Below are 23,462 nucleotides of genomic sequence, written 5' to 3'. Positions count from 1 at the left end.
GCTGCTGACCACGGCCGAGCTGGGGACGGCCGCGCGGGACGGCCTCGCGGACGCGCGGGAGCGGCTGCGCGCCGCCGGGCGCCGCTGCGGTCCGGTGCTCGGGCTGTTCGGTGCGCTGAAGCTGGCCGGATTCTGCTCCTTCATGTACCTGCTGTCGTCGGCCGGGGACTTCCAGAAGAAGGACCCGCGGTTCGGCGGCGGCGCGCACGCCTGGGACGTGCTGGGCACCTGGGACGGGTGGTGGTACCAGCAGATCGCGCTGCACGGCTACGACCCGAAGCTCGTCCCCGTCCCCGGGGCGACCGGTCTGATCACTTTGCAGGGCAACTCGGCCGCGTTCTTCCCGCTCTACCCGGCGCTGATGCGACTGACCTCGCAGCTCACCGGCCTCGGCCCGTACGGCGCGGGCATTCTGGTCTCGGTCCTGGCCTCGTTCGCCGCCGCCCTCGGGATCTACGCCGTGGCCGAGCGGTTCGGCGGGCGGCGGGCCGGGCTGGCCGCGGCCGGGCTGTGGGCGGTGTGGCCCGGCTCGGGCGTGGAGTGGGCCGTGTACTCCGACTCGCTGTACGTCGCCCTCGCAGCCTGGGCCTGCTACGCCGTGCTGACCCGCCGCTGGCTCACCGCCGGGGTCCTCACCTTCGCGGCGGGCCTGAACCGGCCCACGGCGGGCGCGCTCGGCGCCGCGCTCGGGGTCGCCGCCCTCCTCGCGCTGCGGGATCGCCGGGACGGCGTCCTGCGCCCGCTGCTGTCGCTGGCCCTGGCCCCGCTCGGCCTGCTCGGCTACCTGGGGTGGGTGGGCCACCGGATGGGCGACTACGGCGGCTACTTCGCGCTGCAGAAGGGCGCCTGGGCGCACACCTTCGACTACGGCGAGCAGACCTTCGACGTGCTGACCTCGGTCCCCGTGGGCCACTTCGACTACCTCTTCGCCTGGCCGTACGCGGACTTCATCGGTGTCGGGGTCGTCTTCCTGGCGTTCGTGCTGCTGCCCCTGCTGCTGAGGCTGCGCCCACCGGCGGTGCTGGTCGTGTACACGGTGCTGACGCTGGCGCTGGTCCTGGGCAGTCAGCAGATCTTCTGCAACGTCTCCCGCTACCTGCTGCCCTGCTTCCCGCTGTTCCTCCCGCTGGCCGTCGCCCTGCGCCGGCTCAGCCTGCCCGTCCTGTGCACGGTGCTGACGATCACGGCCCTGGCGTCCGGCTCGTACGCGGGGTACGCGCTGTTCGAACTCGGTGTGCCCTAAAGGACGTTGATGACCCTAGCCCCGGTCGGCGCGGCCCAGGATGCCACGGTCGTAGGCCACGGCGACCGCGGCGGCGCGGTCCTTGACGCCCAGCTTGGCGTACAGGTGGGTGAGGTGGGTCTTCACCGTGGCCTCGCTGATGAACAGTTCGCGGGCGATCTCCCGGTTGGAGGTGCCGCGCGCGACCAGGGCGAGGACCTCGCGCTCCCGCGCGGACAGCGGCTCGTTGCCGTTGCCGGCCGGGGTGCGCACGGCGTGCACCAGGCGGGAGGCCACGGCCGGGGAGAGCACCGTGCGGCCCTCGGCGGCGGCCCGGACGGCGGTGAACAGCTCGTCGCGCGGGGCGTCCTTGAGCAGGTAGCCCGTGGCACCCGCCTCGATCGCCGGGAGGGTGTCGGAGTCGGTGTCGTAGGTGGTGAGGACGAGCACCTTGGAGCGGGCTCCGCGCCGGGTCAGCTCACGGATGGCGTCCACGCCGGAGCCGCCGGGCATGCGCAGGTCCATCAGGACCACGTCCGGGCCGAGGGCGGTGGCCCGCTCGACGGCCTCGACGCCGTTCGCGGCCTCGCCGAGGACGGTGAAACCGGGCGCGGACTCGAACATGCCGCGCAGACCGTCCCGTACGACCGGATGGTCGTCGACGATCAGCAGGGTGATGGTGGGCTCAGCGGTCATGGCGTACCAACGGTACGCGAGCGGACACCGCCGTGCCGTGACCGGGCTCGGACTCGACCGTGAGGGAACCGGCGATGCGCTCGGCCCGGGCCCGCATGCCGTCCAGGCCGAAGCCGCCGGCGCGGGTGCGGGCGGGGACCGCGGCCGGGTCGAAGCCGGCGCCGTCGTCGCGCACGTCCAGGATGACCTCGTCGCCCATGAAGGACAGCGTGACCCCGACCCGGCCGGCGCGGGCGTGCCGGGCGGCGTTGGCGAGGGCCTCCTGGGCGATGCGCAGCAGGGTCGCGGAGACCTCGTCGTGCAGTTGCTCGGCGGTGCCGGTGACGGTGAACTCGGCGCGGACCCCGGTGCGTTCGCCCCATTCGCTGACCGTGTTCTTCAGCGCCTCGGGCAGGCCGGTGTCCTCCAGGGCCACGGGGGCCAGGTTGTGCACGGAGCGACGGGCCTCGCCGAGGCTGTGGCGGGCCAGCGCGGAGGCCCGGTCCAGATGGGTGCGGGCGGTGGCCAGATCGGTGGCGCCCGCGACGACCTGGAGCTGGGCGATGATCCCGGTCAGGCCCTGGGCGATGGTGTCGTGGATCTCGGCGGCGAGCCTGCGGCGCTCGTCGGCCACCCCGGCCTCCCGGGCCTGGACGAGGAGTTGCTCGTGCAGGGCCGCGTTCTCCTCCAGCGCCTGCTGCAACGCGGTGTTGGTGCGCTCCAGTTCGGTGATGGTCTCGGCCTGGACGGCGGAGCGGTTCTGTTCCTGGAGGGCGTACCGGGTGAACACGCTCACCATCACCATGTTGACGAGCAGGACCAGGAAGAAGCCGACCCACAGGACCAGGCCGTGCGGCGGCCAGCCGCCGATCTCGCTGCCGGCCATGGTGATCGCGGTGAGGAACAGGCCGGGGAGCACCAGGCGGTGCGGCAGCTCGCGGGCGGCCGTGTAGTAGCCCGTGACCGCGTAGAAGGCGAAGAACGGGTTGGCCCAGGTCAGTACGAAGGCGATGGCCCAGCGCACCAGGTAGAGGCAGACCCCGGTCCGGCTCGGGCCCGGCCGCCGGCGCTTCACCCACCCCCAGAACAGCTGGAGCACGACCGCCGCGGGCACGAGCGCGGCGCAGACGGTCAGCCCGGTCCGGTCCATGCCCACCGGGCGCGCGGAGATGGCCGACGCGACGACGCCGGCGGCCAGCAGCGCCCAGGGCCCCCACGTGTCGAAGGAGGCCCGGGGCTGGTGCGCGTCGTTCGTCATGCGACCAGTGTCCGGCACGGTCCGCTCACTCCCACCGGAACCAGCGGGCCGCGGCGGCCGTCAGCAGCACCGTCCACAGGGCGAGCACGCCCAGGTGGTCCCAGCCGGGCCAGTGGCCGGCGGCCGCCTCGCCGAGGGCGCGGGCCGCGGCGCCGAACGGGGTCAGGCCGACGACCCGGGCCATCAGGTGCGGCATGGCCTGCACCGGCAGCCAGACACCCGCGCAGAACATCATCGGGAAGTACACGACCGTCCCGATCGCGTTCGCCATCTTCGTCGTCCGGGACACGGCCGAGACCACCGAGCCCAGGGCGAGCGCGGCCAGCACGGCGAGGACCAGGGCGAGGAGGTAGCCGGCGGCCTGCTTCGGCAGCGTCACGTCGAAGGCCAGCCGGCCGACGGCGAGGGCGAGCAACGCCGAGCCGAGCGCGGCCGCGCCCTGCACCAGCATCTGCGCGGACAGGAGCGCGGAGGGCCGTACCGGCGTGACCGACATGCGGCGCAGGATGCCGCGCTCCCGGTAGCCGGTGACGCCCTGCGGCATCGACTGGACGCCCGAGGTGATCAGGGCGACGAGGACGACGACGGGCACATAGGTGTCGATGAGCCGCAGCCCGCCCAGGGACGCGTCGGGGTCCCGGAACGACGGGATCGAGCCGAGGATCGCCAGCAGCAGCGTCGGGAACAGCAGGATCCAGAAGACGGCGCCGGGCTCGCGGCGGAACAGGCGGAACTCGGTGCGCAGGACGGCGGTGTTCATGCCGTGGCCTCCTTGGTCAGGTCCAGGAACGCGTCGTCGAGGGTGGCGTCCACCACGCGCAGCTGGTGGGCGGTGACACGGTGGCGGGCGAGCAGGGTGAGGACCGCGTTGACGGTCTCGTCGGTGCCGGACAGCGTGATCCGGCCGTCCTTGTGCTCGATGGAGGCGAGCGCCGGGAGTCCGGCGAGATCGCACTCTTCGAGGGGGGCGGACGGGGTGAAGCTGACGACGGTCGCGCCGGCGGAGCGGCGGATGATCCCGGACGGCGTGTCCAGGGCGGCGATCCGGCCCCGGTCGATGACCGCGATCCGGTCGCACAGCCGCTGCGCCTCCTCCATGAAGTGGGTGACGAGCAGCACGGTGACCCCCTCCGCCCGGACCTCCTCGATGAGCTGCCAGGTGTCCCGGCGGGCGCGCGGGTCGAGCCCGGTGGTCAGCTCGTCCAGGACGACGACCCTGGGGTTGCCGATCAGCGCGAGCGCGATGAACAGACGCTGCTGCTGCCCGCCGGACAGCTTGCCGAACCGGGAGCCGAGCTTCTCGGTGAGCCCCAGCCGTTCGGCGAGGTGCCGCCAGTCGGCCGGGCGCGGATAGAAGGCCGCGTACAGCTCCAGCGCCTCCCGCACGGTCAGCTTGGCCTGCAGCTCGCTCTGCTGGAGCTGCGCGCCGAGAACCTTCGCGACCTTCGCGTGGTCGGCGACCGGGTCCAGCCCCGTGACCCGGACCCGGCCGCCGTCGGGAACCCGCAGCCCCTCGACGCACTCCACGGTGGTGGTCTTGCCGGCGCCGTTCGGGCCGAGGATCCCGAAGATCTCGCCCTCCTCGACGGCGAAGGAGACGCCGTCCACGACGGCCCTGCCGCCGTACGACTTACGCAGATCGGTGACTTCGATGACGGATGCCATGCCATCGAGAATCCCGTCCGGCGGCCCTCCCCCACATCGCCCGTCCCGCTCGAAGCGGCATCATCCGATCGGTTGATGCGGGGATACGACCGGTCGAACGTGCTGGTCGTAGGACCAGCGACCGAGCCGGGTCCGGCCAAAACTCGGTGGGCGTTGTCAGTGGCGGTCCGTACGCTCGCGATGATGCCCACCACAGACGCACCCACCCAGAAGCGGTCCGCCGTACGCATCCTGCTGCGGCTGTGGCCGTATGTCCGGCCCGTGCGGGCGCGGTTGTTCGGCGCCGCGTTCGTCGCGGTCGTCGCCTCCTGCACGGGGCTGGTGATCCCGCTCGTGCTGAAGTGGATGGTCGACGGCCCGGTCGCCGACCGGGACCCGGCGGGGGTGTGGCTCGGGGCGCTGTACCTGCTGCTGCTCGGGATCGCCGAGGCGGTGCTGTTCGGAATACGGCGCTGGCTGGTCGCGAGGCCGCTGTCGCACGTCGAGGCGGAGCTGCGGGCCGACCTCTACGGGCACCTGCAACGGCTGCCTGTGGCCTTCCACGACCGCTGGGCGTCGGGCCAGCTGCTCTCCCGGGGCACCACCGATCTGATGCTGCTGCGCCTGTTCCTCGCCTTCCCGATGACGTTCCTGCTGGTCAACGGGGTGACGATCCTGGTCGGCGTGGCCATCATGCTGGCCCAGGACTGGCTGCTCGGGCTGGTCATCCTCGGGCCCGCGATCCCGGTGATGTGGACGTGCGCGGTCTTCGAGCGCCGCTACGCCCGGGTGGCCCGGCTGGCGCAGGACCAGGTGGGCGACCTGACGACGGTGGTCGAGGAGAGCGTGCTCGGCATCCGGATCATCAAGGGCTTCGGCCGCCACCGCACCCAGGCCCGCGCCTTCCGCGCGCTGTCCGCCACCCTGCGCGGCACGGAGCTGCGCAAGGCACGGCTGCTCGCCTCGATCTGGGGCGTCATCGTCACCCTCCCCGAGGCGGCGATCGGCGCGGCCCTCGTCCTCGGCACCGTCCAGGTGGCCGACGGCGACCTCTCGGCCGGCACCCTGGTCGCCTTCCTCAGCACCGCGCTCGCGCTGCGCTGGCCCATCGACTCCATCGGCTTCCTCCTGGCCATGACCCAGGAGGCGGCCGCGGCGACGGAGCGGTACTTCGAGGTCTTGGACGAGGTTCCGGAAGATGAGCCGGACGATGGGGGGTTGCGCGACTCGGCGCTGCGAGGTGCCGCTGCGCCCACCCGTGCCGCCCCTGCCGCACGACTGCCCGCAGCGGGGCAGGGAGACGGTCTCCGATTCGCGGGCGTCCAGTTCCGCTACCCCGACGCCGACCCCACCTCCACCCCCCTCCTCCACCACATCGACCTCCACATCCGCCCCGGCGAGTCCATGGCCCTCGTGGGAGCGACCGGCAGCGGCAAGACCACCCTCACCGCCCTGGTCCCCCGCCTGCACGAGGCCACCGCCGGCCGCATCACCCTCAACGGAGTGGACATCACCGCGATGCCGAGGGAGGAACTGCGCGCCAGGGTCGCCGTGGCCTTCGAGGAACCCACCCTCTTCTCGGCCAGCGTCGGCGAGAACGTGCTGATGGGCGCCGGCGCCGAGGCCGGCCCCCGGGACCTGGACCGGGCCCTCGCCGTCGCCCAGGCGGACTTCGCACACGCGCTCCCCCAGGGCACCGACACCCAGGTCGGCGAACAGGGCCTCAGCCTCTCCGGCGGCCAGCGCCAGCGCCTCGCGCTGGCCCGCGCGGTCGTCGGCCGGCCCGAGTTCCTGGTGCTGGACGACCCGCTGTCCGCGCTGGACGTGCACACGGAGGCCGCCGTGGAGGCCGCGCTGCGCCGGGTCCTCGGCGACACCACCGCGCTGATCGTGGCCCACCGGCCCTCCACCGTGCTGCTCGCCGACCGGGTGGCCCTGCTGTCCGAAGGACGCATCACCGCCGTCGGCACGCACCACGAACTGCTGCGCGACAACGCCGAGTACGCCCATCTCATGTCCGGCGCCGGTGCCGAGGAGGACGAGGACCACCGATGACGACGACCACCTCCGCGCCCACCGCCACCGAGGACGAAGACCCACGGGGCACGGCCCCGGACGGCACCGGTGACGGCTCGGGCGACCCCTTCGACCGGGACGTGCTGCCCACCCCGCCGGGCGCCACCTCCGCGCTGCTCCGTTCCCTGCTCGCCCCCATGAAGGCCAGGGTCGCCCTGACCACGCTCCTGCTGCTGCTCCAGCAGGCGGCGGTGCAGGCGGGCCCGATGCTCGTGGCGTACGCCATCGACAGCGCCGTCCCCGCGTTCCGGGACCACGACCACGGGCCGCTGATCGCGGTCGCCGTCGGCTACCTGCTGTGCGCCTGCCTGTCCGGGGGCCTGCAGTACGCGTTCATCGTGGTGTCCGCCCGGGTCAGCCAGGACGTGCTGCTGGACCTCAGGGGCCGGATCTTCCGGCACGCGCAGGCGCTGAGCGTGGACTTCCACGAGCGGTACACGAGCGGCCGGCTGATCTCCCGCTCCACCACGGACGTGGAGTCGCTGCGCGAACTCCTCGACGAGGGGTTGCAGGAGCTGGTGACGGTCATCCTGTCCTTCCTCTACATCTCCGCGATGCTGCTCTGGCTGGACCGGGGCCTCGGCGCGGTCGCTGTCGCCTCGTTCGTGCCGCTGTACCTGCTGGTGCGGATGTACCGGCGGCGCGCCGGGCGGGTGTTCGGGGCGCGGTCCACGGCGATCGCCGCGGTGATCGTGAAGTTCGTGGAGACGATGAACGGCATCCGGCCGGTGCGCGCGTTCCGCCGGGAGGCCGTGAACGACGCCGAGTTCGCGGTGCTGAACCGGCGCCACGAGCGGACCAACGGCGACGCCATGCTGGAGATGGCCCGCTATGTGGTCGGCTCGCGGCTGGTGGCCAACACTGCGGTCGCCGGGATCGTGCTGTGGGGCGCCTACCGGGTGGCGTCGGACTCGCTGGCGCTGGGTGTGCTGGCGGCCGCGGTGCTGTACCTGCGGCGGCTGTACGACCCGATCGACCGGCTCGGCATGTTCCTGAACTCCTACCAGTCGGCGGCGGCCTCCCTGGAGAAGATCGCCGGGCTGCTGGCGCAGACCCCGTCCGTGCCCGAGCCGTCCCAGCCCCGCGAACTGCCCGCGACGGCATCCGGTTTCCCGGGCCGGGAGGTCGTGTTCGACGGCGTCGGCTTCGGCTACCGCACCGGCGGCGAGGTGCTCCCCCGCTTCGACCTCACCCTGGCCGCCGGGCAGACGGTCGCGGTCGTCGGCTCCACCGGCGCCGGCAAGTCGACGCTGGCCAAGCTCCTCGCCCGGTTCTACGACCCCTCCGCCGGCCGTGTCCTGCTGGACGGCGTCGACCTGCGCGAGCTGGCGACGCCCGAACTGCGGCGCGGGGTGGTGATGGTGACGCAGGAGGCGTTCCTGTTCTCCGGCACGGTCGCCGACAACATCGCGATCGGCCGTCCCGAGGCGAGCCGGGAGGACATCGAGCGGGCGGCGAAGGCGATCGGCGCGCACGAGTTCATCAGCGCCCTGCCCGACGGCTACGACACCGACGTACGCAAGCGGGGCGGCCGTATCTCGGCCGGGCAGCGGCAACTGGTCGCGTTCGCACGGGCGTTGCTCGCCGACCCGGCCGTGCTGATCCTGGACGAGGCGACCAGCTCCCTGGACGTGCCCGGGGAACGGGCGGTGCAGCAGGCCATGTCGACGGTCCTGCGGGGCCGTACCGCCGTGGTGATCGCGCACCGGCTGTCGACCGTGGAGATCGCGGACCGGGTGCTGGTGATGGAGCGGGGCCGGATCGTGGAGGACGGCCGCCCGGACGAACTCATCGCCGGGACGGGCCGGTTCGCGGATCTGCACAAGGCGTGGCGCGACAGCCTGGCGTAAGGCGTGAGGGGGGAGTCGGGGTGATCGACGCGTACGAGGAGCCGGGCACGCCGGACGTCCGGGGCGGCTGGCACTACCTGGGCTGGCTGGTGCGGCGCCAGCTCGGGCGGGCGGTGGCCGGCGCGGTGCTGGGCAGCGTGTGGCTGTGCCTGATGGCCGCGGAGCCGTACATGATGGCGCGGGCCGTGGACGACGGGCTGGTGCCCGGTCGGATGGCGGTGCTGGGCGGCTGGGCGGCGGCGATGTTCGTCGTCGGCTCGTTCAACGCCTGGCTGAGCATCATGCGGCACCGCACGATGACCCGGATCCGGATGGACGCCAACTTCCGCACGGTCAAGGTGGTCGTCGGCCACACGGCCCGGCTGGGAGCCGTGCTGCCGCGCCGGGCCGGCGCCGGGGAGGTCGTGACGATCGGGGTGGGTGACGTCCAGACGATCGCGGAGGCGCTGACCGTCGTCGGGCCCGGGGTGGGCGCCGTCGTCGTCTATCTGCTGGTGGCCGGGCTGCTGCTGGGCGTCTCGGCGCCGCTCGCCGCAGTCGTGCTGCTCGGGCTGCCGGTGATCGCGCTGCTCACGGGTCCGCTGACAAGGCGGCTGCAGGGCGCGGAGAGCGAGTACCGGGAGCGGCAGGGCGTGCTGACCGCCCGGATCGGGGACCTGGCGGGCGGGCTGCGCGTGCTCAACGGGCTCGGCGGCAAGACGCTGTTCGCGGACGCGTTCCGCACCGACTCCCGGCGGCTGCGGGAACAGGGCTACCGGGTGGGCGCGGTGACCAGCTGGGTGCAGGCACTCGGCGTGGGCCTGCCGACCCTGTTCCTGGCGGTGGTCACCTGGCTCGGCGCCCGGCTGGCCGCGCAGGGGTCCATCAGCATCGGTGACCTGGTCGCCGTGTACGGCTATGTGGCCGTGCTGGTCGGCCCGGTGGCGTTCTTCCTGCAAATGGCATACGAGCTGAACCGTGGTGTGGTGGCCGCGCGGAGGGTCGTCACGCTGCTGCGCCTGGAGCCGGAGCCGGACCCGGGCACCCTGCCCGCGCCGGACGGTCCGGCGGAGCTGTACGACCCGGTGTCCGGGGCGCGGGTGGCGCCGGGCCGGCTGACGGTGCTGGCCGGCGCCCGCCCGGCCGAGACCGCCGCCGTGGTCGACCGCCTCGGCCGGTACGCGCCCACGGACGTCACCTGGGGCGGCGCCCGGCTCGACCTGGTGCCACTGGCCGAGGTGCGCTCACGGATCCTGGTGGCCGACAACGAGGCGGACCTGTTCGCCGGGCCGCTTCGGGACGTGGTCGCGGCGGAGCGGACTCCCTCCCCGGCGGGCGACGAGGAGGCGCTCTGCCGGGCGGTGTTCGCGGCCGCCGCCGACGACATCGTCCGGGGGCTGCCGGACGGGCTCGACTCGATGGTCACGGGGCAGGGGCGGAGTCTGTCCGGCGGGCAGCGTCAGCGTGTGCGGCTGGTGCGGGCGCTGCTCGCGGACCCGGAGGTGTTGATCGCGGTGGAGCCGACGTCGGCGCTGGACGCGCACACGGAGGCGACGGTCGCCGAGCGGCTGCGGGAGGCACGGGCCGGCCGTACGACGGTGCTGACGTCCACCTCGCCGCTGGTGCTGGACCACGCGGACACGGTGCTGTTCCTGGCCGAGGGCAGGGTCTCGGCGAGCGGCCCGCACCGCCGGCTGCTGGCCGAGGAGCCGGGCTACCGGGCCCTGGTGGCCCGGGACGCCGACGTCGTGGACGCGGAGGGGGTCGTACGGTGACGGCGGTCGAGGGGGCGCTGCCGGTCGCGGACCGGGCGATGGTGCGGCGGGCGGTCGTACGGCTGGTACGGGCCGACGGGCGGGCGTTCGCGTGGGCGGCGCTGCTGAACGCGCTGGCCGCCGGTGCGGGGCTGGCCGGGCCGTGGCTGGTCGGGCGGATCGTGGACCAGGTGCGGGCCGGGCACGGGGTCGGCGCGGTGGACCGGCTGGCGATGTGGATCCTGCTGTGCGCGCTGGCCCAGTTGCTGCTGGCCCGCTGGGCGCGGTACGTGGGGCACCGGTTCGGGGAGCGGACGCTGGCCCGGGTGCGGGAGGAGTACGTCGACCGGGTGCTGGAGCTGCCCGCCTCGGCGGTGGAGCGGGCGGGCACGGGTGACCTGACGGCGCGGGGTACGGCGGATGTGGCGACCGTCGGCACCACGCTGCGGGACGCCGGGCCCGAGTTGCTGGTGTGCACGGTGCAGGCGCTGTTCGTGCTGGGCGCGGTGTTCGCGCTGGCTCCGCTGCTGGCGCTGCTGGGGGTGGTCGGGCTGACCCCGATCTGGCTGGCCCTGCGCTGGTACCTGCGGCGGGCCCGCGCCGGTTACCTGGCCATGCGGGCGGCGACGTCGGAGGTCACCGAGATCGTCGCGGCCACCGCCGCGGGGGCCCGGACCGTGGAGGCGTTCCGGTTGCGGGGGCGAAGGACCGCGGCGAGCCGGGAGGCGCTGGAGACGTCCCGCCGGACCCGGCTCCACACGCTGTTCCTGCGGACCGTGCTGTTCCCTGCGATCGAGGTGTCGTACACCATTCCGGTGGCCGGGGTGCTGCTGGCCGGCGGCTGGCTGCACGCGCGTGGAGCGGTGGGTCTGGGCGCGGTGGTGGCGTCGGCGCTGTATCTGCGCCAGCTCACCGAGCCGCTCGACCAGATCCTGATGCGGGTGGAGCAACTCCAGTCCAGCGGGGCGGCGTTCGCCCGGGTGGAGGGGCTGGCTGCGGCCCCGAGGAGTGGGCGGCCCGACGGGCCGGCCGCCCCGGCGGACGACCGGATCGAGGTGCGCGGGGTGCGGTACGCGTACGAGCGGGGCGGGGAGGTGCTGCGCGGGGTGGACCTGACGGTGCGGCCCGGGGAGCGCCTCGCGGTGGTCGGACCGTCCGGCGCGGGGAAGACGACGCTGAGCAGGCTGCTGGCGGGCCTGGACGCGCCGGGGGCGGGTTCGGTGACGGTGGGCGGGGTGCCGGTCGCCGCGCTGGAGCCCGAACGGCTGCGCCGCCAGGTGGTGCTGGTCACCCAGGAGCACCACGTCTTCCTCGGCACGGTCCGCGACAACCTGCTGATCGCCGAGCCGACGGCCACCGACGCACGGCTGTGGACGGCGCTTGCGGCCGTGGGCGCCGACGACTGGGCGCGCGCCCTGCCGGACGCCCTGGACACGCGGCTCGGGCCGGGCGGCCACCCGGCCGACGGCAGCCGGGCCCAGCAGCTGGCCCTGGCCCGGGTGGTGCTGGCCGACCCGCACACGCTGATCCTCGACGAGGCGACGGCCCTACTGGATCCGGCCACGGCCCGGCACACCGAGCAGGCCCTGGCCGCCGTCCTGGAGGGCCGTACGGTCATCGCGATCGCGCACCGCCTGCACACCGCCCACGACGCGGACCGGGTGGCGGTGATGGAGGACGGCCGGCTGACCGAACTCGGCAGCCACGAAGAGCTGGTGGAGGCGGGTGGCGCCTACGCGGCCCTGTGGCGGACGTGGCACGGGGACGAGGGCGCCGAGGTGGCCATCTGACCTGGGCCGGAAAAGGACGCGTTCGTTTTTCGCCGCCCGACGGGGGAGAACAGTTCGCATAGCGGACATGAACACCCGGCCAACGAACTGTTTTCGGCCAACTTGGTGACGCGACCCTGACAATACGCGCCCTCTCCTGTCACTCTTCCCCACGGTCGCCCCACAGCCACCCCACAGGAGCCCCCACGCTCCCCCGGCCACGGCGACGACCGCTGTTCCACGACCGCCCCCGCCGCGGCGGTTGCTCTGCGCACCACCAGTTCTGCCCGGACGGGCCACCCCTCGTCCGGTCTCCCCATTGGCCGTGGGACCCGCGGCCACGCAGAAGGAGTACGTGTTGAGTAGCAGCACCTCCCCCATATCCCACCGCCGGGCGGCAGGCGTCGCCCTGGCCGGTGTCGCCGCCCTCATCGCCACGGCGGTGCAGGCGGGCGCGGCGAGCGCCACCCCCACCGACGCGGCCCACCAGGCGAAGCCGAATCAGGCCCACGTCGCCCTCAAGCTCACCCCCTCGCAGCGCGCCGAGCTGATCCGTGACGCCGACGGCGCCAAGGCGCACGCGGCCAAGGAGCTGGGCCTCGGCTCGCAGGAGAAGCTGGTCGTCAAGGACGTCGTCAAGGACCACGACGGCACCCTGCACACCCGCTACGAGCGCACCTACGCCGGTCTGCCCGTCCTCGGCGGCGACCTGATCGTCGACACCGCCAAGTCCGGCCGGACGGAGCACGTGGCCAAGGCCATGAAGGCGAGCGTGGCGGTCAAGGACCTCACCGCGAACGTGTCGAAGGCGAGCGTCCAGAAGAAGGCCGTCAGCCAGGCCAAGGCGCTGGGCAGCAAGAAGGCGGACGTCGCCAAGTCCTCCCGCAAGGTCATCTGGGCGGCGAACGGCAAGCCGGTGCTGGCGTACGAGACGATCGTCGGCGGCTTCCAGGACGACGGCACCCCGAACCAGCTGCACGTCATCACCGACGCCAACACGGGCAAGGAGCTGTTCCGCTACCAGGGCATCGAGACCGGTGTCGGCAACACCCACTACAGCGGCCAGGTCCAGCTGACCACCAGCCAGTCGGGGTCGGGCTACACCCTGACCGACACCGCTCGCGGCGGCCACAAGACGTACAACCTCAACCACGGTACGTCCGGCACCGGTTCACTGTTCTCGCAGTCCAGCGACACGTGGGGCGACGGCACCAACAACAACGCCGCCACCGCGGGCGCGGACGCCGCCTACGGCGCGCAAGAGACGTGGGACTTCTACAAGAACACGTTCAACCGCAGCGGCATCAAGAACGACGGCGTCGGCGCCTACTCCCGCGTGCACTACGGCAACTCGTACGTGAACGCGTTCTGGGACGACAGCTGCTTCTGCATGACCTACGGCGACGGCTCGAACAACGCCGACCCGCTGACCGCGCTCGACGTCGCCGGCCACGAGATGAGCCACGGCGTCACCTCCAACACCGCCGGCCTGGAGTACAGCGGTGAGTCCGGTGGCCTGAACGAGGCGACCAGCGACATCATGGGCACCGGCGTCGAGTGGTACGCCAACAACTCGTCCGACAAGGGTGACTACCTGATCGGCGAGAAGATCGACATCAACGGCGACGGCACCCCGCTGCGCTACATGGACAAGCCCAGCAAGGACGGCGGCTCCGCCGACTACTGGTCCTCCGGCGTGGGCAACGAGGACGTCCACTACTCCTCCGGCGTCGCCAACCACTTCTTCTACCTGCTGTCCGAGGGCAGCGGCGCGAAGACCATCAACGGCGTGAACTACAACTCGCCCACGTCGGACGGCCTTCCGGTCACCGGCATCGGCCGGGACAAGGCGCTGCAGATCTGGTACCGCGCGCTGACCACGAAGTTCACCTCCACCACCGACTACGCGGGCGCCCGTACCGGCACCCTCGCGGCCGCGGGCGAGCTGTACGGCACGTCCAGCGCCGAGTACAAGGCGGTGCAGGACGCGTGGGCGGGCGTCAACGTGGGTGCGCGTTCCGGCGGCACCGACCCGGGCGACCCGGGTGACCCGAGCGGCGGCTCCACGTTCGAGAACAGCGCCAACGTCGCGATCCCGGACCACGGTTCGGCGGTCACCTCGTCGGTCAGCGTCACCGGCAAGAGCGGCAACGCGCCGGCCAACCTCCAGGTCTCGGCCGACATCGTGCACACCTACGCCGGTGACCTCCAGATCGACCTGGTCGCCCCGAACGGCGCGTCGGCCCGGCTGAAGAACGCCAGCTACAGCGACTCCTCCAGCGGCGTGCACCAGACCTGGACGGTCGACGCCTCCAGCGTCGCGGCCAACGGCACCTGGAAGCTGCGCGTGCAGGACATGTACTCCGGCGACACGGGCTACATCGACGACTTCAAGCTCGTCTTCCCGTAAGCCGCGGCTGTTGTCGCAGCCGTCGTAGCAGCAGTGCGTGAGCGCCGTCCGGGGGTGACCCCGGGCGGCGCCCGCACACCCAGGACCTTCACCAGCCGTGACCCTTTAGCCAAGGCCCTGTGAAGATCCTGACATGTACGCGCCGTGAATGTGATGCTCTGTAGACCGCCGCAGGAGAGCACCACGGCACCACCGAAGGGCAGCTGCTCCGCGCTGCCCCGACCCCCCACGACAAGGAGCTTCTGTGAGCCCCGTCCACGCGCGACGCAAGCGCACCACACTCGTCGTCTCCACCGCGGTCGCCGCCGGCGCCCTGGTCTCCGGCGCGCTGGCCGCCGGTGCCTTCGCGGACACCCCCTCCGCACACGCCACCGTCTCCGGCGCGGCCCCGGCCGCCCTGACCGCCGGCGCCCGCGGCACGCTGATCCAGGACGCACAGGCCGACGCGGCGGACACGGCGCGAACCCTGGGCCTCGGCGCCAAGGAGAAGCTGATAGCCAAGGACGTCGTCCGCGACGCCGACGGCACCGTCCACACCCGCTACGAGCGCACCTACGCCGGACTGCCCGTCCTCGGCGGCGACCTGATCGTCCACACCGCCAAGTCGGGCAGGACGGAAGGTGTCACCAAGGCGACCACGGCCAGAATCACGGTCGCCTCGCTCACCCCGAAGATCGCCCCGGCCAAGGCCGAGAAGCAGGCGCTCGGCGCCGCCCGGACCCTCGGCTCCGCGAAGACCGCGGCGGACGGCGCCCGCAAGGTGATCTGGGCGGGCTCAGGCACGCCCGTCCTCGCCTACGAGACCGTCGTCGGCGGCCTCCAGGACGACGGCACCCCCAACGGCCTGCACGTCATCACCGACGCCGCCACCGGCAAGAAGCTCTTCGAGCACCAGACCGTCGAGACCGGCGTGGGCACCGGCAAGAGCCTGTACTCGGGCACGGTCAGCCTGAACACGGAGAAGTCCGGCTCGTCGTACCAGCTGAACGACACCACGCGTGGCGGCCACAAGACGTACAACCTCAAGCACAGCAGCAGCAGCTCCAAGGGCACCCTGTTCACCGACGCGGACAACGTCTGGGGCACCGGCAAGGCGTCCAGCTCGGCCACCGACCAGACCGCGGCGGTCGACGCGGCCTACGGCGCGCAGGAGACCTGGGACTTCTACAAGAAGACGTTCGGCCGCAACGGCATCAAGAACGACGGCAAGGCCGCCTACTCGCGCGTCCACTACGGCAACTCGTACGTGAACGCGTTCTGGGACGACAGCTGCTTCTGCATGACGTACGGCGACGGCGAGGGGAACAACCACCCGCTGACCGCGCTGGACGTCGCCGGCCACGAGATGAGCCACGGCGTCACCTCGAACACCGCCGGCCTGGAGTACTCCGGCGAGTCCGGCGGCCTGAACGAGGCCACCTCGGACATCTTCGGCACCGGCGTCGAGTTCTTCGCGGGCAACGCCACCGACAAGGGCGACTACCTCATCGGTGAGAAGATCAACATCAACGGCGACGGCACCCCGCTGCGCTACATGGACAAGCCCAGCAAGGACGGCGGCTCCGCCGACTACTGGTCCTCCGGTGTCGGCAACAAGGACGTCCACTACTCCTCCGGCGTCGCCAACCACTTCTTCTACCTGCTGTCCGAGGGCAGCGGCGCGAAGACCATCAACGGCGTGAACTACAACTCGCCGACGTCGGACGGCTCCAAGGTCACCGGCATCGGCCGGGACAAGGCCCTCCAGGTCTGGTACAAGGCGCTGACCACGTACATGACGTCCACGACCGACTACAAGGCCGCCCGCACGGCGACCCTGAAGGCGGCGTCCGACCTGTACGGCGCCACCAGCACCGAGTACAAGACGGTGGCCGCGGCCTGGACCGCGGTGAACGTGAAGTAGCCGGGAGGTTTCCCGAACGCGGTGGGCGGCACCCGGCGAAAGATCACTCCGGGTGCCGCCCTACCCTTGTGACCCATGTCATCCGCGTCCTTCTCCTACGAGCCGGTCGGCGCGACCCGCGACGACCTGACCGTCTGCCCGCCCGGCTTCCACCCCATGCTCGTGCGCACGCGCATCGGCGAGGGACAGGAGGTCTTCGACCGGGCCGCCGAGGCGGTCCTCACCTGGGAGATGCACCGCGCGATGGGCGTGGGCATCGACGCGAGCGCCGAGCGCGCCGCCTCCGGCGTCAACGTCACGGTCACCCTGGCCGGCCTGATAAAGGCCCCCTGCCGCATCATCTGGACCATAGAGCACCCCCGCCGCAGCGGCTGGGCCTACGGCACCCTGGAGGGCCACCCCGAGGCCGGCGAGGAGGCCTTCATCGTCGACCGCACCGGCGACGGCACGGTCTGGCTCACCGTCGCCGCCTTCAGCCGCGGCGCCAAGTGGTACGCCCGAGCCGGCGGCCCCGCCACCCGAGGCCTCCAACACGCCTACGCCCGCCGCTGCGGGGTGGTCCTGCGCAAACTGAGCTCGGGGGCGGAGGAGGACTGAGGTCCCCCCAGTCCTACGACTGACTCTCCCGCGGCACGGCCGCCCGACCGACTGCCGTCGGGAGTCGGGCGGCGGTGCGTGTGCCATTTATCGTTCCGCCGGTCACCGCGGATAGTGTCGGGCCACCGTGTACGCGGTGGGGCCAGTGAGCCCAGCACCTGTGCCGTCGAGCATGTCCAGGACCTCGAAGCCGGCGCCTTCCGCGTAGTGTTCGAGCTCCTGGGGGAACAGGACACGTCTGCGGATCTCGTCTCGGGCCTCGTCGCCCGAGGGGAGCATCCAGTGCCGGTGCATGGTGTTGATCTGGGTCCGCAGGTCCCACGTGTGGCGGATGGTGACGGTCGCGGATCCCGTCGGGGTGTCGAGCGTGGCGGTGGTTGCCTATGCCCGGGTGATCGGGGCGACGGGGCAGCACAGCACGAGCAGCGCTCCTGGCCGGGCGTGGGCGGCGAAGGTGGCGAAGACCTGGCTGATCGCCTCGTTGCCGTGCACGTAGGCGAGGCTGTTGCCCATGCACGTCACCACGTCCAGGCGGCTGCCGAGTCGTGCGGTGCGCATGTCGCCGGTGCGGATGTCCAGCCCGGGCCGGGCCTGATGGGCGTAGTCGACCATGCCGGTCGGGCGGTCCACGCCGATGCACTCGAAGCGCTTGGCGAGGATCTCCAGGTCGCGGCCGGTGCCGCATCCGAAGTCGACCAGGGTCAGGTACCTTCATACGTTCTCCGCACGACGTAGATACCATGATGTTTCTTCAATTCGAAGCAAGAGTTCTCGAAGTTATTCACTCATGTTGTGCCATGGCCCGACTGTAATGAAGGCATCTATTACGCGGGGCAGGTGAACCTCGTGGATGAGTAAGGCAGGGATCAAAGGACAGCAAGGGCGCAGGTGTCGCGGCGCGGCCCCGCCGTGCATGCTGCCGCGCGGCGGGGCCCGTTGTGCTCGGGGTCAGGAAGGATCCGTCGGCTGTTCCGGGGTCAGGTCGTTGCCCGCCGGGATGCTGCCGCAGCTGGTGGGGGCCGGCTCCGTGGTGAAGCGGGCGTTGAGGTAGGCGAGGGCCTGGGGGGCCCAGGCGGCGGCCGTGCCGATGTGGCTGAGGAGGTCGTACTGGTGGAACTTGAGGGGGGCCTTGCCCGTGGCGCAGTACTGGCGGGCCAGCGCCCGGACGTCGCCGGAGACCATGACGCCGTCGCCCCTGCCGATGCCGGGCGGGTTGCCGAAGGTGCCCTCGAAGACGCCGCCGTTGCCCTCGGCGATGAAGCCGGGGATCGTCGGGGTGGGCGCCGAACCGAGGTTGACCTTGTTGACCGCCTCGACGAACTCGGGGATCGAGTCGGGGTCGTTGTATGCCGGCTTCGTCAGCTTCTTCCAGGTCAGGCCGGGGTAGTGGCCGAGCGCGTCGAGGAGGGAGCCGTGCTCCAGCGAGGAGTACACCTTCAGGCCGTAGTCGTTGAGGTAGGGCTTGAGGTCGATGCCGTAGGAGCGGGCGACCCCGATGACGGCCATGGGGATGACGCCGGACCAGACGAGGGAGCCGTTGACGTACTTGAGGTTGTGCGCGGGGTCCACGAGCAGCCCGCCCTCGGCGAAGCCGACCAGCCGCTCGTTGACGTCGGGGGCGTAGGAAGGGGCCAGCGCCGAGGCCCAGTTGGTGGCGATGGCGCCGCCCGAGTAGCCGATGAGGCCGACCCGGGTGTCCGTGCTCATGCCGGTGTCGGCTGCGGGGTCGGAGGCCGCGCGGATCGAGTCCAGGGTGTTCCGCGCGTACTCGGGGCCGGCCGCGAAGTCGGCGCTCTGGCCCTCGGTGTCGGGGATGACGACGGTGTAGCCCTGCGCCACCAGCGGCGCCAGGAACAGGTTCTCGGTGTTCGCTATCAGGCCGCCCAGGCTGACGTCGCCCGCGATCGCGCGGGACGGTCCGTCGGCCGGGTTGAGGGAGTCGTAGAACGACTGGTACGACACCGCCTTGCTGCCGTCACCCGTGATGCTGCGCACCACCGTGGTCACGTTGGCGGCCGGACGGCCCTGGGCGTCGGTGGTGCGGTAGAGCAGCTGGATGGCCTTGAGCGGCGTGGGCACGCCCACGATGTGGTACGTCAGCGTCCGTTTCTTCAGCACGGCGCCCGGCGCGTACGAGGACAGGGGCTTGCTGCCGTCGTACGTGTAGAACGCGTCGCCCGACGAGGACGAGGACGTGGGCGAGGACGACGGTGACGTGGTCGCCGCGGCGGCGGTGGCGGCCGGGACGGCTGCCGAGGCCAGTGCCGCTACGACCGCCGTCGCCAGGACCCGCTTGGTGATTTTGGGCATGACTCTCCCCCGCAGATCGTGAGCACCTGGTGAACTGGATCACAAGGAGGTGACCCGCGAGTAAGTTACCTAGGCGTAGGGTCGCTGCCTAGGGTCTTGAACGGTAAATATTTCGGCATGGGACGACAGGGGAGCGCGGGCCGAGCGGGGGCGGCCCTCAGCGCAGCAGGACCCCGGCGCCCTCCCCCGCCTCCTCGGACGGCGCCGTGACCAGGCCCAACTCCGCGCCGGACGCGAGCAGCCGATGGCTGGGGAGGATGCGCACCGTGTAGCCGTAGGGGCCGGTGCGGTCCAGCGCCAGGGGACCCTCGTAGACGCGCCGGCCCTCCAGGTCGGGCGTGCCCGTCGGCTTCAGGGGGACCGTGACAGCGTCCGTGATGCGGTCCTCGGCGTCCACGCGGCCCGAGACCGCCTGCACCTCGACGTCGTCCGGGGTCAGCTCGCCGAGGCCGACCCGGACCCGCAGACCGACCGTCGTGCCCAGTTCCGCGGTGGCCGCGGTCGCCGTCGTCTCCACGTGTTCGACCGTCACCCCGTGCCAGGCCGCCCGCACTCGCGCCTTCCACGCGGCCAGTTCGGCCGCCGCGTCCGGCGTCAGGGAGCGGTGGGAGACGGCGGCCGGCGTGTAGAGGCGGTCGACGTACTCGCGGACCATGCGGCCCGCCAGCACCTTGGGGCCGAGCAGGGTGAGGGTGCGGCGGACCATCTCGATCCAGCGGTCGGGCAGACCGGTCCGGCCGCTGTCGTAGAAGCGCGGGGTGACGTGCCGCTCCAGCAGGTCGTACAGGGCCGCCGCCTCAAGGTCGTCGCGCCGGTCGGCGTCGGTGCCCGCGCCGTCCGCCGTCGGCACCGGCCAGCCGAAGTCCGGCTGGAACCACTCGTCCCACCAGCCGTCCAGCACCGAGAGGTTGAGGCAGCCGTTGAGGGCCGCCTTCATCCCGCTCGTGCCGCACGCCTCCAGTGGGCGCAGCGGGTTGTTCAGCCAGACGTCGCAGCCGGGGTAGAGCTTCTGCGCCATCGCCATGCCGTAGTCGGGCAGGAAGACGATGCGGTGACGGACCCGCGGGTCGTCCGCGAAGCGCACCAGCTCCTGCACCAGGCGCTTACCGCTGTCGTCCGCCGGGTGCGCCTTGCCCGCGACGACGATCTGGACGGGCCGTTCGGGGTGCAGCAGCAGCTCCGTCAGCCGGTCCCGGTCGCGGAGCATCAGCGTGAGCCGCTTGTACGACGGGACGCGGCGGGCGAAGCCGATCGTCAGCACGCCGGGGTCGAGCACCCCGTCGATCCAGCCCAGCTCGGCCGCCCCGGCGCCGCGCTGCCGCCAGGAAACGCGCAGCCGCTGCCGTACCTCTTCCACGAGCTGCTCGCGCAGGCACCGGCGCAGCTCCCAGATGTCCTGGTCGGGGATGTCCGCGACGGAGTCCCAGCGGTCCGAGCCGCCGACGGTCAGCGCGTCCTCGGCCCGCTGGGCGCCGATCTGCCGGGCGCCGAGCCGGAACACCTCGGGGGCGACCCAGGTCGGCGCGTGCACCCCGTTGGTGACGGAGGTGATCGGCACCTCCTCGGGGTCGAAGCCGGGCCAGAGTCCCGCGAACATCTCGCGGCTGACCCGGCCGTGCAGCACGGACACCCCGTTGGCGCGCTGGGCCAGGCGCAGCCCCATCACGGCCATGTTGAACAGGTTCGGCTCGCCGCCCGGGTACGTCTCCATGCCGAGCGCCAGGATCCGCTGCACCGGAAGGGCCGGCAGTTCGGCGTCGGGCCCGAAGTGGCGGGCGACCAGTTCCCGGTCGAAGCGGTCGATGCCGGCCGGGACCGGGGTGTGCGTGGTGAACACCGTCCCGGCCCGTACGGCCTCCAGGGCGGCGTCGAAGTCCAGGCCCCGTGCGCACAGTTCGGCGATCCGCTCCAGGCCGAGGAAGCCGGCGTGCCCCTCGTTGGTGTGGAACACCTCGGGCTCGGCGTGCCCGGTGAGCCTGCAGTACGTGCGCACGGCCCGTACCCCTCCTATGCCGAGCAGCATCTCCTGGAGCAGCCGGTGCTCGCTGCCGCCGCCGTAGAGCCGGTCGGTCACCCCGCGTTCACCGGGGCCGTTCTCCTCCACGTCGGAGTCGAGCATCAGCAGCGGCACCCGGCCCACCCGCGCCAGCCAGACGCGGGCGTGCAGCGCGGTGCCGCCGGGCAGCGCGAGGGAGATCCGGGCGGGCGAGCCGTCGGGCTCCTTCAGCAGGGTGACGGGCAGTTCGTTGGGGTCGAGCACCGGGTAGTGCTCCTGCTGCCAGCCGTCCCGGGACAGCGACTGCCGGAAGTAGCCGTGCCGGTAGAGCAGCCCCACACCGATCAGGGGTACGCCGAGGTCGCTGGCGGCCTTGAGATGGTCCCCGGCGAGGATGCCGAGGCCGCCGGAGTACTGCGGCAGGGCGGCCGCGATGCCGAACTCCGGGGAGAAGTAGGCGACGGCGGCGGGCAGGCCGTCGCCCTGTGCCTGGTACCAGCGGTCGCCGGTCAGGTAGTCCTTCAGGTCGTCGGTGACCGCGCCGAGCCGGCGCCTGAAGCGCCGGTCCCCGGCCAGTTCGGCGAGCCGTTCGGGCCGCACACTGCCCAGCAGCCGTACCGGATCGCCCTCGGCGGCGGCCCAGCGCTCGGGGTCGACGGCCTGGAACAGGTCGCGCGTCTCCGTGTGCCAGGACCAGCGCAGATTGCGCGCCAGGTCGCTCAGTGGCCGGAGGGCGTCGGGGAGTGCGGGACGGACGGTGAACCGACGGATCGCCTTCACTTTCCACCTCGGGCGCGTCGCGGGGTGAGACGGCACGGCACGGGGCCGCACGGGCCGTGAGGACCGATACGGTCCCGGACGTGTACGTCTCGACGTCACCCTCGACCGTAGCCGCTGACGGGCCGTCGGCGGGGACGCGGCGGGGCGGGTGTCGGGCGCACCGGACGCACGCACGGGGCGCGGACCCCCGCGCACCGGACGGGCGGCGGCGGCCCACAGGGGCTGCGCCGGGGCAAATCCCGTCGTACGAACGGGGCTTGGACACCGGCGTGTCGGGCACCCGGAAAAAGAGGCCGGACTTGTGTGTCGACATACGCGCGAGTAGTTAACAATGTTCCGGATTGCCCACCCGAGCAGGGTGGGAAGGCTCCTCCGGTACACCCCACAGCCGTACCGCAGCACACCCGCAGGACCCACCTCCCCAGAGTCATCCGCCCACACCCTCGTTGACGCGGACAGGAGCGGTCATGCCCGCCACGCACCACTCGTCAGCACCCCCGACAACCAGCACGGCAGCGGACCCCGCGGACAGGACGGCGGACCACGCCGGCCGGGCCGCGGACAGCCCCCGCAAGCCGGCGCAGCGGAGAGCGCCGGGCGGGAAACCGAGGAAGCCCGCCCACGACGCCCCCGCCCCGGCCTCGTCCGGGTCGCGTCCCACCCCCGCCGCACCCGTCATCGGCCGCATCCCGGTCCTCGACGTCCGCCCGATGGTCCAGCAGGGGCGCAAACCCGCCAAAGCAGTGGCGGGTGAGTCGTTCGAGGTGTCGGCCACCGTGTTCCGGGAGGGACACGACGCCGTCTCCGCGAACGTCGTGCTGCGCGACCCGCGAGGCCGTCCCGGTCCCTGGACGCCGATGCGTGAACTCGCCCCGGGCACCGACCGCTGGGGCGCGGACGTCACCCCGGACGCCCCCGGCCGCTGGACCTACACCGTGGAGGCCTGGTCGGACCCGGTCGGCACCTGGCGGCACCACGCGCGGATCAAGATCCCGGCCGGGATCGACACCGAACTGGTGCTGGAGGAGGGCGCGCGGCTCTACGAGCGGGCGGCCGAACAGGTGCCCGAGAAACAGCGCGCCCTGCTCCTGGACACCGCCGCCGTCCTGCGTGCGGAGGACCGCCCGGCGGCCTGGCGACTCGCGGCGGCGCTGGCGCCGGAGGTGGCGGAGGTGCTGGCACGCCATCCGCTGCGGGAACTGGTCACCGTCTCGGAGCCGATGCCGCTGCTGGTGGAAC

At 72.4% G+C, this 23,462-nt stretch carries 15 protein-coding genes and 1 pseudogene; 9 read left to right on the top strand and 7 right to left on the bottom strand.

The features are described 5' to 3' along the window. The first annotated feature begins 64 nt into the window (after window positions 1-64). Window positions 65-1,243, top strand: coding sequence for a glycosyltransferase family 39 protein (locus tag ABZ854_RS34085; RefSeq protein WP_361219021.1), 1,179 nt, complete (start codon window positions 65-67; stop codon window positions 1,241-1,243). A gap of 15 nt (window positions 1,244-1,258) precedes the next feature. On the opposite strand, the gene ABZ854_RS34080 is transcribed toward ABZ854_RS34085, so the two are convergent. From ABZ854_RS34080 to ABZ854_RS34065, 4 genes are read right to left on the bottom strand one after another with little or no spacing between them, the layout of a single operon-like run. Further along, window positions 1,259-1,918, bottom strand: coding sequence for a response regulator transcription factor (locus ABZ854_RS34080; RefSeq protein WP_361219004.1), 660 nt, complete (start codon window positions 1,916-1,918; stop codon window positions 1,259-1,261). Further along, the gene (locus ABZ854_RS34075) at window positions 1,908-3,155 is read right to left on the bottom strand and encodes a sensor histidine kinase (protein WP_361219002.1); all 1,248 of its coding nucleotides are present in this window, start codon (window positions 3,153-3,155) and stop codon (window positions 1,908-1,910) included. Before ABZ854_RS34075 ends, ABZ854_RS34080 begins: the two co-directional genes overlap by 11 nt. A 25-nt stretch (window positions 3,156-3,180) precedes the next feature. Beyond that, on the bottom strand, window positions 3,181-3,915 hold the full coding sequence (locus ABZ854_RS34070) for an ABC transporter permease (protein WP_361219000.1): 735 nt from the start codon (window positions 3,913-3,915) through the stop codon (window positions 3,181-3,183). After that, entirely contained in the window at window positions 3,912-4,820 is a 909-nt protein-coding gene (locus ABZ854_RS34065) for an ABC transporter ATP-binding protein (protein ID WP_361218997.1), read from the bottom strand. Before ABZ854_RS34065 ends, ABZ854_RS34070 begins: the two co-directional genes overlap by 4 nt. 183 nt (window positions 4,821-5,003) lie before the next feature. On the opposite strand from ABZ854_RS34065, the gene ABZ854_RS34060 reads away from it, so the two are divergent. The 7 genes from ABZ854_RS34060 to ABZ854_RS34030 all read left to right on the top strand — a co-directional run bounded on the left by ABZ854_RS34060 (window position 5,004) and on the right by ABZ854_RS34030 (window position 17,137). Further along, entirely contained in the window at window positions 5,004-6,854 is a 1,851-nt protein-coding gene (locus ABZ854_RS34060) for an ABC transporter ATP-binding protein (protein ID WP_361218994.1), read from the top strand. Further along, window positions 6,851-8,725, top strand: a complete 1,875-nt coding sequence (locus ABZ854_RS34055; protein ID WP_361218991.1) for an ABC transporter ATP-binding protein — start codon at window positions 6,851-6,853, stop codon at window positions 8,723-8,725. Before ABZ854_RS34060 ends, ABZ854_RS34055 begins: the two co-directional genes overlap by 4 nt. A 20-nt stretch (window positions 8,726-8,745) precedes the next feature. Further along, on the top strand, window positions 8,746-10,479 hold the full coding sequence (locus ABZ854_RS34050; RefSeq protein ID WP_361218988.1) for an ABC transporter ATP-binding protein: 1,734 nt from the start codon (window positions 8,746-8,748) through the stop codon (window positions 10,477-10,479). 38 nt (window positions 10,480-10,517) lie between these two features. Further along, the gene (locus tag ABZ854_RS34045) at window positions 10,518-12,248 is read left to right on the top strand and encodes an ABC transporter ATP-binding protein (protein WP_361219018.1); all 1,731 of its coding nucleotides are present in this window, start codon (window positions 10,518-10,520) and stop codon (window positions 12,246-12,248) included. Between the two features lie 334 nt (window positions 12,249-12,582). Further along, window positions 12,583-14,637, top strand: a complete 2,055-nt coding sequence (locus ABZ854_RS34040; protein ID WP_361218985.1) for a M4 family metallopeptidase — start codon at window positions 12,583-12,585, stop codon at window positions 14,635-14,637. Between the two features lie 244 nt (window positions 14,638-14,881). After that, entirely contained in the window at window positions 14,882-16,540 is a 1,659-nt protein-coding gene (locus ABZ854_RS34035) for a M4 family metallopeptidase (RefSeq protein ID WP_361218982.1), read from the top strand. A gap of 75 nt (window positions 16,541-16,615) precedes the next feature. Further along, on the top strand, window positions 16,616-17,137 hold the full coding sequence (locus tag ABZ854_RS34030; protein WP_129306476.1) for a DUF1990 domain-containing protein: 522 nt from the start codon (window positions 16,616-16,618) through the stop codon (window positions 17,135-17,137). A gap of 102 nt (window positions 17,138-17,239) precedes the next feature. Here the strand turns inward: ABZ854_RS34030 and ABZ854_RS34025 are convergent. The 3 genes and pseudogenes from ABZ854_RS34025 to glgP all read right to left on the bottom strand — a co-directional run. Next, window positions 17,240-17,839: pseudogene (locus ABZ854_RS34025) on the bottom strand (class I SAM-dependent methyltransferase); the annotation flags it as partial. A 246-nt stretch (window positions 17,840-18,085) separates the two neighbouring features. After that, window positions 18,086-19,447 (bottom strand): lipase family protein, encoded by a 1,362-nt coding sequence (locus ABZ854_RS34020; protein ID WP_361218979.1) that lies wholly within the window; start codon window positions 19,445-19,447, stop codon window positions 18,086-18,088. Between the two features lie 157 nt (window positions 19,448-19,604). Then, on the bottom strand, window positions 19,605-22,223 hold the full coding sequence (gene glgP, locus ABZ854_RS34015; RefSeq protein WP_361218976.1) for an alpha-glucan family phosphorylase: 2,619 nt from the start codon (window positions 22,221-22,223) through the stop codon (window positions 19,605-19,607). Window positions 22,224-22,690: 467 nt separating this feature from the next. On the opposite strand from glgP, the gene ABZ854_RS34010 reads away from it, so the two are divergent. Beyond that, on the top strand, window positions 22,691-23,462 hold a 772-nt coding region (locus tag ABZ854_RS34010), incomplete at its 3' end, for a maltotransferase domain-containing protein (protein ID WP_361218973.1).

This window comes from Streptomyces sp. NPDC047028, from assembly GCF_040644095.1.
In the GTDB taxonomy this organism is placed as follows: Bacteria; Actinomycetota; Actinomycetes; order Streptomycetales; family Streptomycetaceae; genus Streptomyces.
Note: the sequence above shows the minus strand (reverse complement) of the source record. Positions and strands in the feature narration are given on the sequence as shown.

What these genes read in the sequence shown, in the direction of transcription:
- ABZ854_RS34080 (WP_361219004.1), bottom strand. Translation starts at nt 1,918, where the DNA reads ATGACCGCTGAGCCCACCATCACCCTGCTGATCGTCGACGACCATCCG.
- ABZ854_RS34075 (WP_361219002.1), bottom strand. Translation starts at nt 3,155, where the DNA reads ATGACGAACGACGCGCACCAGCCCCGGGCCTCCTTCGACACGTGGGGG.
- ABZ854_RS34070 (WP_361219000.1), bottom strand. Translation starts at nt 3,915, where the DNA reads ATGAACACCGCCGTCCTGCGCACCGAGTTCCGCCTGTTCCGCCGCGAG.
- ABZ854_RS34065 (WP_361218997.1), bottom strand. Translation starts at nt 4,820, where the DNA reads ATGGCATCCGTCATCGAAGTCACCGATCTGCGTAAGTCGTACGGCGGC.
- ABZ854_RS34060 (WP_361218994.1), top strand. Translation starts at nt 5,004, where the DNA reads ATGCCCACCACAGACGCACCCACCCAGAAGCGGTCCGCCGTACGCATC.
- ABZ854_RS34055 (WP_361218991.1), top strand. Translation starts at nt 6,851, where the DNA reads ATGACGACGACCACCTCCGCGCCCACCGCCACCGAGGACGAAGACCCA.
- ABZ854_RS34045 (WP_361219018.1), top strand. Translation starts at nt 10,518, where the DNA reads ATGGTGCGGCGGGCGGTCGTACGGCTGGTACGGGCCGACGGGCGGGCG.
- ABZ854_RS34030 (WP_129306476.1), top strand. Translation starts at nt 16,616, where the DNA reads ATGTCATCCGCGTCCTTCTCCTACGAGCCGGTCGGCGCGACCCGCGAC.
- ABZ854_RS34020 (WP_361218979.1), bottom strand. Translation starts at nt 19,447, where the DNA reads ATGCCCAAAATCACCAAGCGGGTCCTGGCGACGGCGGTCGTAGCGGCA.